At 55.5% G+C, this 16396-nt stretch carries 14 protein-coding genes; 11 read left to right on the forward strand and 3 right to left on the reverse strand.

The features are described from left to right. Window positions 1-62 precede the first annotated feature (62 nt). The 6 genes from plsX (at window position 63) to ACYVHC_RS02860 (ending at window position 6949) form a co-directional block, all read left to right on the forward strand. Entirely contained in the window at window positions 63-1004 is a 942-nt protein-coding gene (gene plsX, locus ACYVHC_RS02835) for a phosphate acyltransferase (RefSeq protein ID WP_460612148.1), read from the forward strand. A 65-nt stretch (window positions 1005-1069) separates the two neighbouring features. Then, window positions 1070-2083, forward strand: coding sequence for a beta-ketoacyl-ACP synthase III (locus ACYVHC_RS02840; protein ID WP_460612149.1), 1014 nt, complete (start codon window positions 1070-1072; stop codon window positions 2081-2083). A gap of 191 nt (window positions 2084-2274) precedes the next feature. Then, window positions 2275-2838: an elongation factor P gene (gene efp, locus ACYVHC_RS02845; protein ID WP_460612150.1), complete on the forward strand. Its 564-nt coding sequence runs from the start codon at window positions 2275-2277 to the stop codon at window positions 2836-2838. A gap of 28 nt (window positions 2839-2866) precedes the next feature. Next, window positions 2867-3361 (forward strand): acetyl-CoA carboxylase biotin carboxyl carrier protein, encoded by a 495-nt coding sequence (gene accB / locus ACYVHC_RS02850; RefSeq protein WP_460612151.1) that lies wholly within the window; start codon window positions 2867-2869, stop codon window positions 3359-3361. A gap of 124 nt (window positions 3362-3485) precedes the next feature. After that, complete coding sequence (gene accC, locus ACYVHC_RS02855) at window positions 3486-4832, forward strand: acetyl-CoA carboxylase biotin carboxylase subunit (protein ID WP_460612152.1); 1347 nt, start codon at window positions 3486-3488, stop codon at window positions 4830-4832. Between the two features lie 311 nt (window positions 4833-5143). Continuing rightward, entirely contained in the window at window positions 5144-6949 is a 1806-nt protein-coding gene (locus ACYVHC_RS02860; protein WP_460612154.1) for an alpha-amylase, read from the forward strand. A 206-nt stretch (window positions 6950-7155) separates the two neighbouring features. On the opposite strand, the gene ACYVHC_RS02865 is transcribed toward ACYVHC_RS02860, so the two are convergent. After that, window positions 7156-7731 (reverse strand): DUF3109 family protein, encoded by a 576-nt coding sequence (locus ACYVHC_RS02865; RefSeq protein ID WP_460612155.1) that lies wholly within the window; start codon window positions 7729-7731, stop codon window positions 7156-7158. 103 nt (window positions 7732-7834) lie between these two features. Then, the gene (locus tag ACYVHC_RS02870; protein ID WP_460612156.1) at window positions 7835-9007 is read right to left on the reverse strand and encodes a glycosyltransferase family 4 protein; all 1173 of its coding nucleotides are present in this window, start codon (window positions 9005-9007) and stop codon (window positions 7835-7837) included. Window positions 9008-9259: 252 nt separating this feature from the next. Between ACYVHC_RS02870 and ACYVHC_RS02875 the strand changes: the two genes are divergently transcribed. The 5 genes from ACYVHC_RS02875 to ACYVHC_RS02895 all read left to right on the forward strand — a co-directional run bounded on the left by ACYVHC_RS02875 (window position 9260) and on the right by ACYVHC_RS02895 (window position 15877). Beyond that, entirely contained in the window at window positions 9260-11518 is a 2259-nt protein-coding gene (locus ACYVHC_RS02875) for an ATP-dependent helicase (RefSeq protein WP_460612158.1), read from the forward strand. Between the two features lie 253 nt (window positions 11519-11771). Further along, window positions 11772-12488: a DUF4290 domain-containing protein gene (locus tag ACYVHC_RS02880; RefSeq protein WP_460612159.1), complete on the forward strand. Its 717-nt coding sequence runs from the start codon at window positions 11772-11774 to the stop codon at window positions 12486-12488. A 112-nt stretch (window positions 12489-12600) separates the two neighbouring features. Next, on the forward strand, window positions 12601-13905 hold the full coding sequence (gene murA, locus ACYVHC_RS02885) for a UDP-N-acetylglucosamine 1-carboxyvinyltransferase (protein WP_460612160.1): 1305 nt from the start codon (window positions 12601-12603) through the stop codon (window positions 13903-13905). A gap of 242 nt (window positions 13906-14147) precedes the next feature. Next, window positions 14148-14882 (forward strand): DUF4349 domain-containing protein, encoded by a 735-nt coding sequence (locus tag ACYVHC_RS02890; protein WP_460613125.1) that lies wholly within the window; start codon window positions 14148-14150, stop codon window positions 14880-14882. Window positions 14883-14968: 86 nt separating this feature from the next. Then, the gene (locus ACYVHC_RS02895; protein ID WP_460612161.1) at window positions 14969-15877 is read left to right on the forward strand and encodes a DUF4349 domain-containing protein; all 909 of its coding nucleotides are present in this window, start codon (window positions 14969-14971) and stop codon (window positions 15875-15877) included. 84 nt (window positions 15878-15961) lie between these two features. On the opposite strand, the gene ACYVHC_RS02900 is transcribed toward ACYVHC_RS02895, so the two are convergent. Continuing rightward, complete coding sequence (locus tag ACYVHC_RS02900) at window positions 15962-16303, reverse strand: phage holin family protein (protein ID WP_460612162.1); 342 nt, start codon at window positions 16301-16303, stop codon at window positions 15962-15964. Window positions 16304-16396 lie beyond the last annotated feature (93 nt).

Genomic DNA, 16396 nt, shown 5'->3' on the forward strand with positions numbered 1-16396 from the left:
AATAATCCGGAGCTTTGGTGCCCCGCATAGCTTCTCTCCCGGACCTCTTTGATTCTCCGTTCATGAAGATAGCCCTGGACGCAATGGGGGGCGATTTTGCTCCTCAGGCCGCCGTCGATGGAGCCGTACTGGCCGCTCAAGCGCTAGCCGGTAAGGCTCAGATAGTGCTCATCGGCCAGGAAGACGCCGTACGCCCCCTGCTAGCCCAACATGGTGCTGCCGCTACCGACCTTTTACTAGTACCTGCTTCGCAAATCATTGAGATGGGCGAGCACCCGGCAAAAGCCTACCAGCAAAAGCAAGATTCCAGCATTGCTGTTGGATATCGCATGCTGGCCACCGGCGAAGTAGAAGCGTTCTGCTCAGCGGGCAATACTGGCGCTATGCTGGTGGGAGCTATGTTCAGCGTGAAGGCGGTATCGGGGGTTATGCGCCCGGCCATTGCTAACTTTGTTCCCAAGACGCACGGTGGCCTAGGCATCATGCTGGATGTAGGTGCTAACGCTGAATGCAAGCCCGAAATGCTGGAGCAGTTTGGTGAGTTAGGCTCCCTCTATGCCCAGCATGTACTAGGCATCGAAAAGCCTAAAGTTGGCTTGATGAACCTGGGGGAAGAAGAAGGCAAAGGCACCGCCAATACGCAGGCTGCCTACCAGCTGCTGAAAGTGAATCCGCACATTCACTTCATCGGAAATATCGAGGGTCGCGACTTATTTAATGACAAAGCGGACGTTATTGTCTGCGACGGATTTACCGGCAACGTGGTACTCAAAATGGCAGAGTCGGTATACGACATCCTCGCCGAAAAGAACATCCACGACCCCTTCCTCGACCAGTTCAACTACGAAGCTGTTGGGGGCTCTCCTATCCTGGGCATTAACGATAATGCCATCATCGGGCACGGAGTAAGCACACCTCAAGCTATCTGCAACATGCTGTTGCAAGGGTACCAAATGGCTAGCTCTGGCATCGCCGACCAGATAAAGGCCACCTTTAAATCTTAAGAGCGACACAAGTCCGGCAGCTGAGCCGGACTTTTCCTTTTGCCGCGTTTTCCGTTCCCTCTCTAATGAAGATTACCGCTGCCATCACCGGAGTCGGCTCTTACGTGCCCGACTACGTGCTTACTAATCAGGAGCTCGAAACAATGGTCGAGACAACTGACGAGTGGATTATGAGCCGAACCGGAATTCAGGAGCGGCACATTCTGAAGGGCGACAACCAGGGAACCTCCGTAATGGGCATAAAAGCAGTAGAGCAGCTGCTGGCTAAAACCGGCAACTCGGCCGCCGACATTGACCTGATCATCTGCGCTACTACTACTCCCGACTTGGTGTTTCCGGCTACTGCCAACATCATCTCGGCCGCGGTGGGGGCTACTAAAGCCTTCAGTTTTGATATGCAGGCGGCTTGCTCAGGCTTTATGTATGCGCTGGCGACGGGCTCACAGTTTATAGCTACCGGCACTTACAAAAAGGTAATTGTGGTGGGCGCCGACAAAATGTCGAGCATCATCGACTACACCGACCGCTCTACCTGCATCATTTTCGGTGATGGCGCCGGCGCGGTGTTGCTGGAACCCAACCAGGAGGGACTAGGCCTGCTCGACCAGGAACTGCATTCTGATGGCAATGGCGAACAGTATCTGCACCAGAAAGCTGGTGGCTCCCGCCGCCCGCCCTCAGCGGAGACAGTAGCAAACCGGGAGCATTACGTGCACCAAGAAGGCGCAGCTGTTTTCAAGTTCGCTGTAAAAAACATGGCCGATGTGGCCGCGCAGGTAGCGGACCGCAATGGGTTGAACCCTGAAACTATTGATTGGCTGGTGCCACACCAGGCCAACAAGCGCATCATTGATGCTACGGCAAACCGGGTTGGTATTGGCCCGGAAAAGGTGATGCTCAACATTCATAAGTACGGCAACACCACCAACGGTACCATTCCGCTGTGCCTCTCCGACTACGAGTCGAAGCTGCGCAAAGGCGACAACCTCATTATTGCGGCCTTTGGGGGCGGCTTTACCTGGGGTGCGCTGTACCTGAAATGGGCGTATGATCCGAAGCCTGGACCCGTGGCTGCCTAATTCCGGCGGCGCGAAACCAGAAAACCTCTATACTTGCACTCCCGACGTGCCGCCCCGCCAACTTTTCGGGACGGCACGTTGCGTTTCCACCCTAGTAACTCTCTTTCTGAATGTTGAAGATGCAGAGCTGAGCCGGTCGTTTCCACCAGACTTTTCTTTGGATTTTCTTCTTTTAATTTCTCTTTCCCACCATGGCCACGACCGCAGACTTTCGCAACGGGCTCGTTTTGAACTACAACGGCGAGTTGCACGTCATCACCGAATTTCAGCACGTAAAACCCGGCAAAGGCCCGGCTTTTGTGCGCACCAAGCTCCGCAACATTAAAACCGGCCGCGTACTCGATAACACCTTCAATGCTGGGGTGAAAGTGGAAACTGCCCGCGTAGAGCAGCGCCCCCATCAGTACCTGTACAAGGACGACTACGGCTACACGTTCATGGACAATGAATCGTTTGAGCAGGTAGTGTTGCCCGAAGCTATGGTCCCCTTCGCCGACCTGATGAAAGAAGGGCAGGTAGTTACCATCTTGTTCCACGCCGAAACAGAGCAGCCCCTTACGGCCGAATTGCCCACCACGGTGGAGCTAATGGTAACGTACACGGAGCCCGGCCTAAAGGGCGATACCGCCACGAACACGCTCAAGCCCGCCATTGTAGAAACGGGGGCCCGCATTCAGGTGCCGCTGTTTATTGATACCGACACCAAAATTCGCATCAAGACAAGCGACTACTCCTATGTCGAAAGAGTCAAGTAAGCAGCCCAATAAGCCCACTGTCGCCCCCATGAAAGCCAAAGAACTCCAGGAACTCATCGACTTCATTGCCAAGTCGGGTCTGAACAAAGTCAACATCGAAACCGACGAATTTAAAATCTCGGTTCAGCGCGAGCCCAACACGAAAGTGGTAAGCGGCGGGATGATGTCTCAGCCGGCTCCGGCCGCAGCCCCAGCGGCTCCGGCCGCGGCAGCAGCTCCGGCACCCGCAGCTGCTCCGGCAGCAACTCCTGCGGCTCCGGCTGCAGAAGCTGCCGGTGGGAACTATGTGCCCTTGAAAGCCCCGATGATTGGCACCTTCTACCGCAGCAACAGCCCCGACTCGCCGGCGTTTGTGCAGGTAGGCGACCTAGTAGAAAAAGGTCAGGTGATCTGCATTATCGAAGCCATGAAGCTGTTCAATGAAATTGAAGCAGAGCAGGCTGGCCGTGTGGTAAAAGCAATGGTAGAAAATGCTTCGCCCGTGGAGTACGATCAGCCACTGTTCCTGATTGAGCCAATGTAATTGATTGGGGTCTTGGGGTCTTGGGGAAGTAGGGTTTACGCTTGTTACAAGGCTAGCCCTAACTCCGCAAGGCCCTTCCCTTTTTCCTCAAGACCCCACGCTCCCTAGCCCCCAGACCCCACTCATGTTCAAAAAAATACTGATTGCCAACCGGGGCGAAATTGCGCTGCGCGTAATTCGGACCTGCAAGGAAATGGGCATCAAAACGGTGGCCGTGTATTCGACGGCCGATAAGGAAAGCCTGCACGTTCGGTTTGCGGATGAAGCCGTGTGCATTGGGCCTCCTAGCTCCGCCCAAAGCTACCTGAGCATCCCTACCCTGATTGCGGCGGCTGAAATCACCAACGCCGACGCCATTCACCCAGGCTATGGCTTCCTGTCGGAAAACGCGGAGTTCTCGCGGGTTTGCCAGGAAAACGGCATCAAGTTCATCGGGGCCACGCCCGAGATGATTAATCAGATGGGTGATAAAGCCTCGGCTAAAGCCACCATGATCAAAGCTGGGGTGCCCTGCATTCCAGGCTCGGTTGGTCTGCTTGATTCCGTAGAGCAAGGCAAGAAAATAGCCAGCGAAATTAAGTACCCCGTTATCCTGAAGGCCACAGCCGGCGGCGGCGGACGCGGTATGCGCATTATCAACTCCGAAGACGAGTTTGAGAAGGCCTGGAACGACGCCCGCACTGAATCCAAAGCAGCTTTCGGCAACGATGGCATGTACCTGGAGAAGTTCGTGGTGGAGCCCCGTCACATTGAGATTCAGGTGTGCGGCGACCAGTACGGCCATGTGTGCCACCTTTCGGAGCGCGACTGCTCCATTCAGCGCCGCCATCAGAAGCTGGTAGAAGAGGCCCCCTCTCCTTTCATGACGGATGATTTGCGTGAGCGGATGGGTGCCGCGGCCATTGCCGGCGCCTCGGCTATCGGCTACGAAGGCGTAGGCACCATCGAATTCCTGGTGGATGCTAACCGCGACTTTTACTTCATGGAGATGAACACCCGCATTCAGGTGGAGCACCCCGTGACGGAAGAAGTTATCAACTACGACCTGATTAAAGAGCAAATCAAGGTGGCCGCCGGCATTCCGATTACGGGCAAGAATTATACGCCCAAGATGCACGCCATGGAATGCCGCATCAACGCTGAAGATCCGGCGAACAACTTCCGCCCCTCACCCGGCAAAATCACGGTGCTGCACATCCCCGGAGGCCATGGTGTACGCGTAGATACGCACGTGTATGCGGGCTATCAGATTCCGCCAAACTACGATTCGATGATTGCCAAACTCATTACGGTAGCACAAACCCGCGAGGAGTGTATCGTGAAGATGAAGCGCGCCTTGTCGGAGTTCGTGGTAGAAGGCGTTAAGACAACCATTCCGTTCCACCTTAAGCTCATGGATAACGAGCAGTTCAAGGCCGGAGACTTCACCACCAAATTCCTGGAAACTTCCTTCGACTTTTCGGAGCTGTAAGAGGCACTTCCTTAAGAAGCTAAAAAGGGTCTGATCCATAGGGGTCAGACCCTTTTTTGTTGTCAAGCATAAATTGCACTAAATCAACACAACACCATTGATTGCAAACAGAACATTACTGCTTGTAAGTTGCACTAATAATTGACTAAAACAGGATAATAAAGCATCAATCCGTTTAAAAAACCGGTCAAATTCAGGTTAGTAACCACTCACTATTAATTTTCGAATAGCCAAAATAGTATTACATATTTAATATTGAGCTCCTCTATACTTGCACTGTTCTTCTACTACCAACCAAAACACCCACTCGAATGAAAACAAAATCAGTGGTGGCCCTATGGGGGCTACTGACTGCGGGCACGCTATTTTCGGCCTGCAACAAAGAGGTAGCCACGCCGGCTCCCCCGGCCCCAATTACAGCCAGCACCAGCAGCAATGCCGTTGTTGCGAATGGCGTAATGATGCAAGGTTTTTATTGGGATGTACCCATCAGTAACCCCGCCGGCTCATGGTGGCAGAACCTTGGTTCGAAGGCAGCTGAGTTAAAGGCAGCCGGTATCACAGCTCTCTGGATACCACCGGCTTACAAAGGCGGCAGCGTGAATGACGTAGGCTACGGCGTGTACGACCGATACGACCTCGGCGAATTCAACCAGAAAGGCACCATCCCTACGCGTTATGGCACCATCGGGCAGCTGCAGTCGGCGGTAACGGCGCTGCACAACCAGGGCATTCAGGTGTACGAGGATATGGTGATGAACCACCTGACCTTTGCTGATAACCAGGAGCTAGCGAACAACCAGTACAACGTGTACACCAGCTTCACGTACCCTGGCCGCAACAACACCTACAGCTCGTACAAGTGGCACTGGTATAACTTCAGCGCTACCCAGCAGGCTCCTAATAATGGCTGGTATCAGTGGTACTCCTACGATTTCCAGCCTTACGCCAACGGCGACGCGTACGATAACCTGCTAGGCTCCGAAATCCGGTATGCCGACGTAAATAACGCCAACGAAACCATCACGTGGGGTAACTGGATTACCAACAAGCTTGGCCTAGATGGATACCGCCTGGACGCTACCAAGCACATTCAGACCAGCTACATAAACCGGTGGTTGGATAACGTGAAGGGCACCCGCTTTGCCGTGAGCGAAGCTTGGTTCCGCGACCTGAACGAGCTGAAAAACTACGCCGCCGCTACCGGTGGCCGCACCAGCCTGTTCGATGTACCGCTGCACTACACGTTTGCCGACATGAGCAACGGTAATGGCAGCTGGGATATGCGCGGCCTGCAGTTTGCCGGCTTCACCGAAGCCAATGGCCCGCTGTCGGTTTCCTTTGTAGATAACCACGACACCGACCACCCTGGTGCGCTTTACTCGCCGGTTACCAATCTCAAGATGCTGGCCTACGCCTACATCCTGACTCGCGAGAAAGGCTACCCCTGCGTTTTCTACAAAGACTACTACAACTACGGCCTCGGCGCCCAGATCAAGAAGCTCACGGAAATTCGGCGGGCTAATGCCTACGGCACCGGCTTTGAGTACACGAGCGTAAACGACGCCGATGTGTATGCCTACTCCCGCTCGGGCGATGCCACGCACGCCGGCCTGCTCATGCTGCTGAACGATGGCGGCTCAGCGCGCACCAAGGGTATTACTACCCCCTTCAAGAGCGCAACCCTCACCGACAAAACCGGCAACAGCACCAGCACCATTACGACTGATGCCAACGGCTACGGCGTATTCCCGGTAAATGCGCGCAGCTACTCCGTATGGGTACCCGGCACGGTAGGCGGCACTACGCCTCCTCCTACCACGGGCACCACGGCCGTGACGTTTAACGTGACCTATAGCAACACGGTATCGGGCCAGGATGTGTACGTGGTGGGCAGCACGGCTCAGCTAGGCAGCTGGAACACGTCAAATGCCATCAAGCTCAGCGGCGCGGCCTATCCGAAGTGGAGCGGCACCGTGAACCTGACCAGCGGCGTTTCAGTGCAGTACAAATACATCCGTAAAGATGGCGCCGGCAATGTGCTCTATGAAGGCGGCTCCAACCGCACCTTCACCCCATCGGGCACTACGCAAACGCGGACCGATACGTGGCAGTAATTGCCTGAAGCTTCACATGTGAGTGATTCCCAGAAAGGGGCTAGCCAAGTGGTTAGCCCTTTTTTGCACCCAACTTCTTTCCAACCACTAGCCCCTACCAGAAGCCGAACCGCTCTACCCTAAGTTCATACTGACTGCCGGCTATCGGCAACACAACAAAAAGGCCGACGCATGTGCGCCGGCCTTTTTGCTACAGTATTGGTGTGTTACACTTCAGGAGAAGTATGCTCGATTTCGTGCACTAATTCGCCGTACCATTCTTCGCCGTATTTGCGGATAAGCGGCTCTTTCAGGAACTGATACACGCGCACCCCTAGGCTGGCGCCAAAGGAACAGGCGGGTGAGCAAATCGTCCACCGGTCGTAGTTGAGGGCTTCAAAGCCTTCATACTTGGTAATCCGGATGGGGTACAAGTGGCAGCTGATGGGTTTTTTGAAGCTAGTAGCACCCGCCAGGTAGGCCTGCTCGATACCGCACTTCAGAATGCCACGTTCATCATACAAAGCGTAAGCACATTCCCGGTCGTTGATGGTGGTAGTGCTGTAGTCGCCTTCCCAATCTTTGATGTAGAGGCCCTGCGCCTCGATAGCCTGACGGCCAGCCTCGGTAAGGAACGGCTTGATGGCTTCGTACTCGTTCTGCAAAATCTGCAGTTCGTCGTCCTCCAAGGGTGCGCCCAGGTCACCTTCTACGCAGCAGGCACCTTTGCAGGCTTCGAGGTTGCAAACGAAAAAATTATCCCGAACGTCGTCGGAAATCAGGGTATTCTGAATCTGAATCATGTGCTACTGTTTGCTCGGGTTTCCTAGCCCAATGGGTGCTAACACCTACTGCCAGCTGCTGGTGCCTTCTTGGGCGAGCAAACAAGGCACAAAGATACCTGAATTACCGCAGCGCCCACAGCACTTTCTCCGTCAGCTCGCACTGGCGGTGGTGCGAGTAAGTAGCCAGCGCCTGGCCCTGGGCCTGCTGACCAAGCTGTGTTGCTAGGTCTTTATTCTGCACCAACCGTCGGATAGCTTGCGCGAAAGCAGCAGCGTCGCGCAGCGGAAATAGCAGGCCGGTTTTGTTGTCTTCTACTATCTCCAGTGTGCCCCCGGCGGCAGAGGCAACCACGGGCAGCCCCGTGGCCATGGCCTCAATCGTAACCATGCCGTAGGTTTCGTTAACGGAAGCCGTGATAGAAATATCCATAGCGCGGTACGCTACCTCCGGATGGGGCGTGAACTCTCGCACATGCACGGCACTAGCTACGCCTAATGCCTCAACCCTGCCTAGAACGGCTTCACGGTAAGCATTGCCCTCGTTGCGGGTCGATTCGCCAACCAGCAGCAAGTGCAGCTGCGGATACTGCTGGCGCAGCCCTGCCAGCGCTTCTACCACAAAATCCTGCCCTTTCCCTTCATCAAAGCGGCCAATGAGGCCTAGTAGCACAGCATCATCGGGCAACGTTAGGTTGAGTTGCGCTCGAGCTTGCGTTTGGGTTAGGGCCGGATCGGCAAACTTTTCTAGCTCGATGCCCAGCGGCACCACATGCAGCTTATTGGCTGCGAGGCAGGTTTTTTCCAGCACCTGCCGCGCTAGGCCGGGTAGCGGAGAAAGCCAGGCATCGAGGGCGCGGTAGCGCAGCGTGTGCAGGAGTCCGCGCTTCGGCAGGCCCAGCTGCATGTGCTGCTGGTACACCACCCGTAGAGCAGGCAGCCGCAGAGTTTTGCAGAGCACTGCCAAACCCAGGTCGCCGTTGCGGGTGACCAAGAGCACCTGGGTGCCGAAAGCCCGCAGGATACCGGCTAGGCGCCCGGCGGCCGGAACGTCGGCCGCTTTCCAGGGGTTGCGTAGGAACACAACCGGCACGCCTACCTCTTGGGCTCGGGCGGCAATAGGTGAAGCTTCTAGCGTGATAATCTGTACGGGCCAGCCGCGGCGCTGCATCCAGTCAGCAAAGCGCACAGTATTGAGCTCTAATCCGCCCCAGCTTTTGGAAAGGCAGAGCAAGGAAATCGGGAACTTGACCAGATTAGCGGGGGTAGCAGCAGCATTCACCGCACGAAGATACAAGAGTGGCTTATGCTGTGCGGTTTGGTTGTCTGGCGTTTGGGCCAGCAGTAGCGTAAGAATCAGAACCGCTGGCAACGAATCTGTCGGCGCTTTGGTTAGGACTAGGGGCCTTTTGCGGCTGAACCGCGCTGTTCTTTGCGCCGAGCCGCAGTGGAGGCGAAGTACTACCCCTTCGGCGTTTCGCTACCCCACCCGAAAGCCCTACCTTTGCTAACAAGCCAAAAAGCTTAGTTTCCGATCTGACTGACACGCATGGCACTTGATTATCATTCGTTATTGAACCCCTCGCAGGCGGCTGCCGTGATGCAAATCGACGGCCCCTGCATGATTATAGCAGGCGCCGGTTCCGGCAAAACCCGGGTGCTCACGTACCGCATTGCCAACCTGCTGGAACAGGGCGTTGACCCGTTCAATATCCTGGCCCTGACCTTTACCAACAAGGCGGCCAAAGAGATGCGCGCCCGTATTGAGAAGGTAGTAGGCCCGAACGCCAAAAACCTCTGGATGGGCACCTTCCACAGCATTTTTGCCCGCATTCTGCGTTCCGAGGCCGATAAAATCGGCTACCCTCGCTCCTTTACCATCTACGACACTCAGGACAGCAAAACGCTGATTGGGCAGATTCTGAAAGAGCTGGAGCTCGACGACAAGCTCTACAAGCCAAACATGGTACTGGGGCGGATATCAGCCGCGAAAAACAAGCTGATTTCGGTGCAGCAGTACCTCAACGACCCCGTTATCCGCCAGGATGACGAGGCCGCGTTGCGCCCTAAGCTCGGCGTGATTTACCAGCAGTACGCCAACCGGTGCTTCAAGGCCGGCGCTATGGACTTCGACGACCTGCTGTACCAAACCAACGTGCTGTTCAAGGACCACACGGATGTGCTCAACAAATACCAGAACATGTTCCGGTACGTGATGGTCGACGAGTATCAGGACACCAACTACTCGCAGTACCTGATTGCGCGCAAGCTGGCGGCCAAGGAGCGGAACATTTGCGTGGTAGGCGACGATGCCCAAAGCATTTACGCTTTCCGGGGCGCTGATATTCAGAACATTCTGAACTTTGAAAAAGACTACCCGGAGCTGCAGGTGTTCAAGCTGGAGCAGAACTACCGTTCTACCAAGAACATTGTGCGGGCCGCTAACTCGGTTATCAAAAACAACCAGGCCCAGCTGCGCAAAGATGTATTCTCGGATAACGAGGAAGGCCCCCTGATTGAGGTCTTGAAGGCCGCTTCGGATAACGAGGAAGGCAAGTTGGTGGCCAACAGCATCTACGAGGACAAGATGAACCACCACTTGTCGTACGATGATTTTGCCATCCTGTACCGCACCAACGCCCAGAGCCGGGCCATGGAGGAATCCTTGCGCAAGCTCAACATCAAGTACAAGATTGTGGGCGGCCTGAGCTTCTACCAGCGCAAGGAAATCAAGGACCTAGTAGCCTACCTGCGCCTGACGGTAAACCCCAATGATGAGCAGGCCTTGCGCCGGGTTATCAACTACCCCAAGCGCGGCATCGGGGATACGACCATTGCCAAGCTCATCAACGCGGCTGAGGAATCGAACCACACCATCTGGGAAGTGGTAGCCAACGCCGACCAGTTCTTGCCAACGCGCGCCGCCAACCCCATTGTCGATTTTGCCGAGAAGATTAAGGCCTACACGGCGGTAGCCGCGAAGGACGACGCGTTTGAGGCGGCCAAGTTCATTGCCAAAAACTCCGGCATGATTGAGGAGCTCTATGCCGATAAAAGCATCGAGGGACTTTCCCGCTACGAAAACATTCAGGAACTGCTCAACGGCATCAAGGCCTTCGTGGAAGACCCAGAGCGCGAGGATAAAACGCTAGGCTCCTTCCTGCAGGATATTGCCCTAGTAACCGATGCCGACACGAAGGATGCCCAGAGCGAGGGTGAGCAGGTGACCATGATGACGATTCACTCGGCCAAAGGCCTGGAGTTTCGGAACGTGTACATCGTGGGTATGGAGGAAAACCTCTTCCCGAGCCAGATGATGATTACCTCGCGGGCTGACCTGGAAGAAGAGCGTCGCCTGTTTTACGTGGCCATTACCAGAGCAGAGAAGAAGCTGACCCTGAGCTATGCCACATCACGCTACCAGTGGGGCAACCTGCGCAGCTGCGAGAAAAGTCGCTTTCTGGATGAAATCGACCCACAATACGTCGACTTCAAATTCTCGGCGGGCCCTGTTGGCAGTGCTGGCCCGGGTGAGTCGCCGTTTGGACACGTGTTTGAGCGGCGCAGCAACCTAGTACCGCCGGCGCCACGCAAAACTGTAGCTACCAAGTACTCTCCTCCCGCCGACTTCAAGCCCTCCGACACGAGTAACCTGCAAACCGGGCAGCGCGTGGAGCACCCCAAGTTTGGGTTTGGTACCGTTTCTAAGCTAGAAACGGTATCAGGCTCTACCAAGGCCATTATCTTATTTGAGGAAGTAGGCGAAAAAACCCTGCTGCTCAGCTTTGCCAAGCTGCGGGTACACTAGCCCTGCCGGGAGCTGAAACCGCCGGCCCTTGGAATACTGTGTTGCTATTTGTAAGGAACTCAAGTACTCCGTGGGCCGGTGGATTACCTGGAGGTGTACCCAAATTGCCATATTCGCGTTACTTTAGATACTTGCAGCGCGGCTGTAGCCCGTCGTTCCTTCTTGCCTGACCTTGCCGCTGGCCTTCCTGTGCAAAATAGGATGCCAAAGGGGCAAGGTTTGGCGTATATTTGGCCCTCCGAATACCATTTTCATGACCTTACCTTCTCTTCATAAGCACGAGCTGCTCCAGCGTGAGTACGGCCAGAGCACCTTCCAGCTCGTGCAGCAACTGCGCGACGTGGAAGACCGTGCCGAGCGTACGCGCCGGGCACAGCAAATTGTGCAGCTTATTTTCCGCATTCAGCCCGCCCTCCGCGACCAACCTGATTCCCAGCAAAAAGTATGGAATCATATTTTTGAAATGGCTGATGGCGAGCTGGACGTAGATGCGCCATTTCCGCTGGTAGCCCAAGCCAATTTGCCAGCCCCTAAGCGAGTAGCCTACCCCAGCAAAGGCCCCAAGCTTCGCGCCTATGGCCGCGCCGTTGACCAGCTCATCGAGAAAGCCCTGACCATTGAAGACCCAGCGGAGCGTGAGCAGGCAACCATTGTCATTGGCCGCACCATGAAGTTCCTGTACCGCTCGCACAACAAGGAAAACGCCAAGGATGTCACTATTCTGAAGCACCTGAAAGAGCTATCGGGCGGACAGTTGGTGCTAGATGCCGACCAGGTAGAAGCCCAGAATCTGTTTGAATTTTCAATGCCTGCCGCTGGCACTCGGCCCGCGCCGTTTGTGGTGCCTCAGCCCCGCCAACAGCAGGACCGAGACGTACGCCGCGGAGGTGGCAACAACAATAACCGCCGCGACAAACAGCGGCGTGGTGGCAAAAAAGGCCGCCAAGAACCACAACAACCACCGCAATAAGGAGCCGCGCTGTTTTTAGGTACATCCTGAAAGCAGCAGAGCACAGTCCGGCGTATTTTTTCTTTTACACTAGCCAACAGCTACTAGCTTACCGCTACCAGCTCCCTTTTTCATGGCCTCTTTTGAAGTTATCGGCGGTCAGCCGCTGAAAGGTGAAATCGTGCCTCAGGGCGCCAAAAACGAAGCTCTCCAAATTCTGTGTGCCGTGTTGCTCACAGATGAGCCCGTTACGATTTCCAATATCCCGGACATCCGCGACGTCAACAAACTCATCGAGCTTCTGCGGGATATGGGCGTAAAGGTGGGCAAGCTCGCCAACGATACCTACCGCTTCCAGGCCGATGACGTGCACCTGGACTACCTGGATACGCAGGAGTTTGTGGCGCAGGGCCGCTCCTTGCGCGGCTCCGTGATGATTCTGGGGCCCATGCTGGCGCGCTTCGGCAAGTGCCAGCTACCCAAGCCCGGCGGCGACAAAATCGGACGCCGCCCCCTCGATACGCACTTCGTTGGCTTAGAGAAGCTAGGCGGTAAGCTCACGCTGGAGGGTAAAGACTTCTACCGCATCAGCACCGAAGGCCGCCTGAAGGGCAATTACATGCTCCTCGATGAGGCTTCCGTAACGGGTACCGCCAACATCGTGATGGGTGCTGTACTGGCCGAGGGAATAACCACCATCTACAATGCCGCCTGCGAGCCGTATTTGCAGCAGCTGTGCAAAATGTTGGTGCGGATGGGCGCTAAAATCAACGGCATCGGCTCGAACCTGCTCACCATTGAAGGCGTGGAGCGCCTAGGTGGCACGGAGCATCGCATGCTGCCCGATATGATTGAAATCGGCTCCTTTATTGGCTTAGCGGCCATGACGGGTTCGGAAATCACCATCAAGGATTGTCAGATTCAGGAGTTGGGCCTAATTCCGGATACGTTCCGCAAGCTGGGCATTCAGCTCGAATTCCGCGGCGACGATATCTTCATTCCGGCGCAGGACAATTACGAAATTGCTACCTACCTCGACGGCAGCATCCTGACTATTTCGGACCATACGTGGCCTGGCCTCACGCCCGACCTGCTAAGCGTGCTGCTGGTGGTGGCTACTCAGGCCAAAGGCACGGTGCTTATTCACCAGAAAATGTTTGAGTCACGGTTGTTTTTCGTGGACAAGCTCATCGACATGGGCGCGCAAATCATTCTCTGCGACCCGCACCGTGCAACCGTTATCGGCCTCGACAAGCGCAATCAGTTGCACGGTATCACCATGACCTCGCCCGATATTCGCGCCGGGGTAGCGTTGCTTATTGCTGCGCTTTCGGCCGATGGCCGCAGCGTGATTGAAAATGTGGAGCAGATTGACCGCGGGTACCAAAACATTGATAAGCGCCTCACGGCGCTGGGGGCCCACATTCGGCGCATCTAGCCTATTAGTTACTACCCCCTACCTTCTCCTAAACCGCCCGGCCTTTTCTTAAAGGGTCGGGCGGTTTTAGGTTATGGCCAGCGGCCGGGAAACACTTTCGCCGTTTTTCAGGACGTGCCGCTGGGTTACGTTATCAGCCCCCGGGTATAAACCGCCAGAAGCTGCGCAGCTTTTTTCATCCCATTCTTCTTCCCTCCTATCCGATGAAAAAGTATGTGTATCTGCTCCCACTGTTGGGGCTGATGCTGACGCAGTGCGCGTCCGCAGATTCTGATTCTTCCTTTCCCGCTCCACATGCGGCCACAGCGGCACAAGTTCCGGCCTCAGCTGCAAGCCCACCTGCCTCTGATGTACCGCTTGCCCGCTTGTGGCGAGCGGTCGGGCACCCGGTAATATACCTGGGCGAAATGGAGCTAGAAGTGGCCGATTTCAAACGAGCTACATTCGGCCTCGACAGCACCCTAACCCATTTTGGCGCCTACCTCACCGATGCCCATGAAACCACAGATGCAGGACGCCATCAGCAGAAGCTCACCGTCCGGGTTCCATCTGCGCAGTTCCTAGCCCTCACGGCCGCTCTAACCCAGCTTGGCACCGTCCACAGCAAGGACCTCAGTTCCCGGGACATTGTGGCCGAGCTAGCGAAGCTACGTGCCAGTGCTACTACCTTGGCTGACACTACTACCTCGTACTACCCTCCCGCTGAAGCCCACCTCTTGGCGCAGCAAGCTGCCCTGGCAACACTTCAGCTCACGTATTTCCAGCCTCGTAGCGCTGCTGACCTTTCGACGGCCACGCCGCTTTTTATGCGTCTGCAGGAAGGATGGAGCGTTGGCTGGCACCTGTTAGGCTCGGTGCTGGTAATTGGGGCGTATTGCTGGCCTCTGCTGTTAGGCTTTACCGGGTGGGCTGCTTACCGCTGGCACCGGCGTGGCGCAGCGGCTTCGGCCTACCCCGCTGCCGCCCGTGCATCTTAAAAACCAGATACTAAAGTAGAATCTAGTGCCGTTATCCACCTGATGGCAGCTAGTGGGGATTCTTGTTCTCTATTTCAGATAGTACTATGGGTATTCGAACGAGGTTACTGGCAGCGCTGGCCGGCGCGGCTTTAACGGCCTGCAGCGGCCAGCAAGAAAACAAAGATGGAGCCCAAGCCCCACAAGAAGACCGGAACATTCAGGTGATGGCACTTGAAGCTCCTCCTCTTGCTCCTGCTGCCCCGGAAGCTCCCGGGCCGCCCCCGCAAGAGAGCATTGCTAGCGGCGCTGCCCAAGCATCGGCTGTGCCGGCAGCCAATCGGAAGCTGGTGTACCATGCCGATGTACGCATTCGGGTGGAAGATTTGCCTCGTGCCAATGCGCGTATGGACAGCCTCACGCAGGCTCTAGGTGCCTTTGTAGAACAAGCCTCTGAAGTCCGGGAGAATGGGCGGTGGAATCATCAGATGAAAATTCGGGTGGCTCCGTCGCGCTTTCAAACCCTGCTGGCGCGCCTTAACGGACTAGGCACGCTGGAGTCCAAAACCCTCAGCACCGACGATGTGACGGCTGAGCATGCAGATGTGTCGGCTAGGCTGCGTACCAAGCGCGCCGTAGAGCAGCGCTATATTGCGCTACTTAGCCAAGCCAAAAAAATAACTGATATCCTGGAAATCGAGGCCAAGATTGGGGAAACCAGGGAAGACATTGAGTCGACGGAAAGCCGCCTGAAAACGCTCAATGATGAAGTGGCCTACTCCACCATCACCCTCTCCTATTTCCAAATCCTGACGTTGCCCGCCCCAGAGGCGCCGGTGCTTTCCTTCCGAAGCCGGCTTGCTGCGTCGTTTTACAACGGCTGGGAACTGATGACAGGATTGGTACTCGCTCTTGTTACGGCGTGGCCCCTCCTATTGCTGGGTATCGTGTTGCTGCTGGTTGTACGTATGCTGCGCCGCAGACGGGCCGCCCAGGCGCCGCAAGAACTTGTGTAAAAAGCAATTTACTAGGCCTCGATAAACGATAAACCCCGGCTAGCGCTAAACTAGTCGGGGTTTGTCGTTTATCAGGGCCTAGTACTATCCGCGGTCCGTAACCATATCAATAACCGAGGTTACCAGTGACAGCACAATGCTGAAAATGAGGGCCGAGAAGAAGCCATCCACCTCAAAGCCGGAAAGCAGGTAGCTGGCCAGCATGACGATAAGGGCATTGATGACAAACAGGAAAAGTCCCAACGTCAGGATGGTGATGGGCAAGCCAATAATCTTCAGAATCGGCTTGACCACCGCATTCAGAATGGCCAGCACAATCACTAGGATGATGGCATCCGTGAACCCATCAATATGGGAGCCCGGCAGAAATTTGGCCAGCACATATGTGATAATGGCCGACAGGATAAACTTGAGAATGAAGCCCATAAGGCACAAACGAGGTTAGGTGAGAGAAGTACAGAATTCAGGGAGTTGAATATTGTACGTAATAAGCAGAAAAAAGTGGGAGGCAGCCGAAAA

This window comes from Hymenobacter seoulensis, from assembly GCF_054780535.1.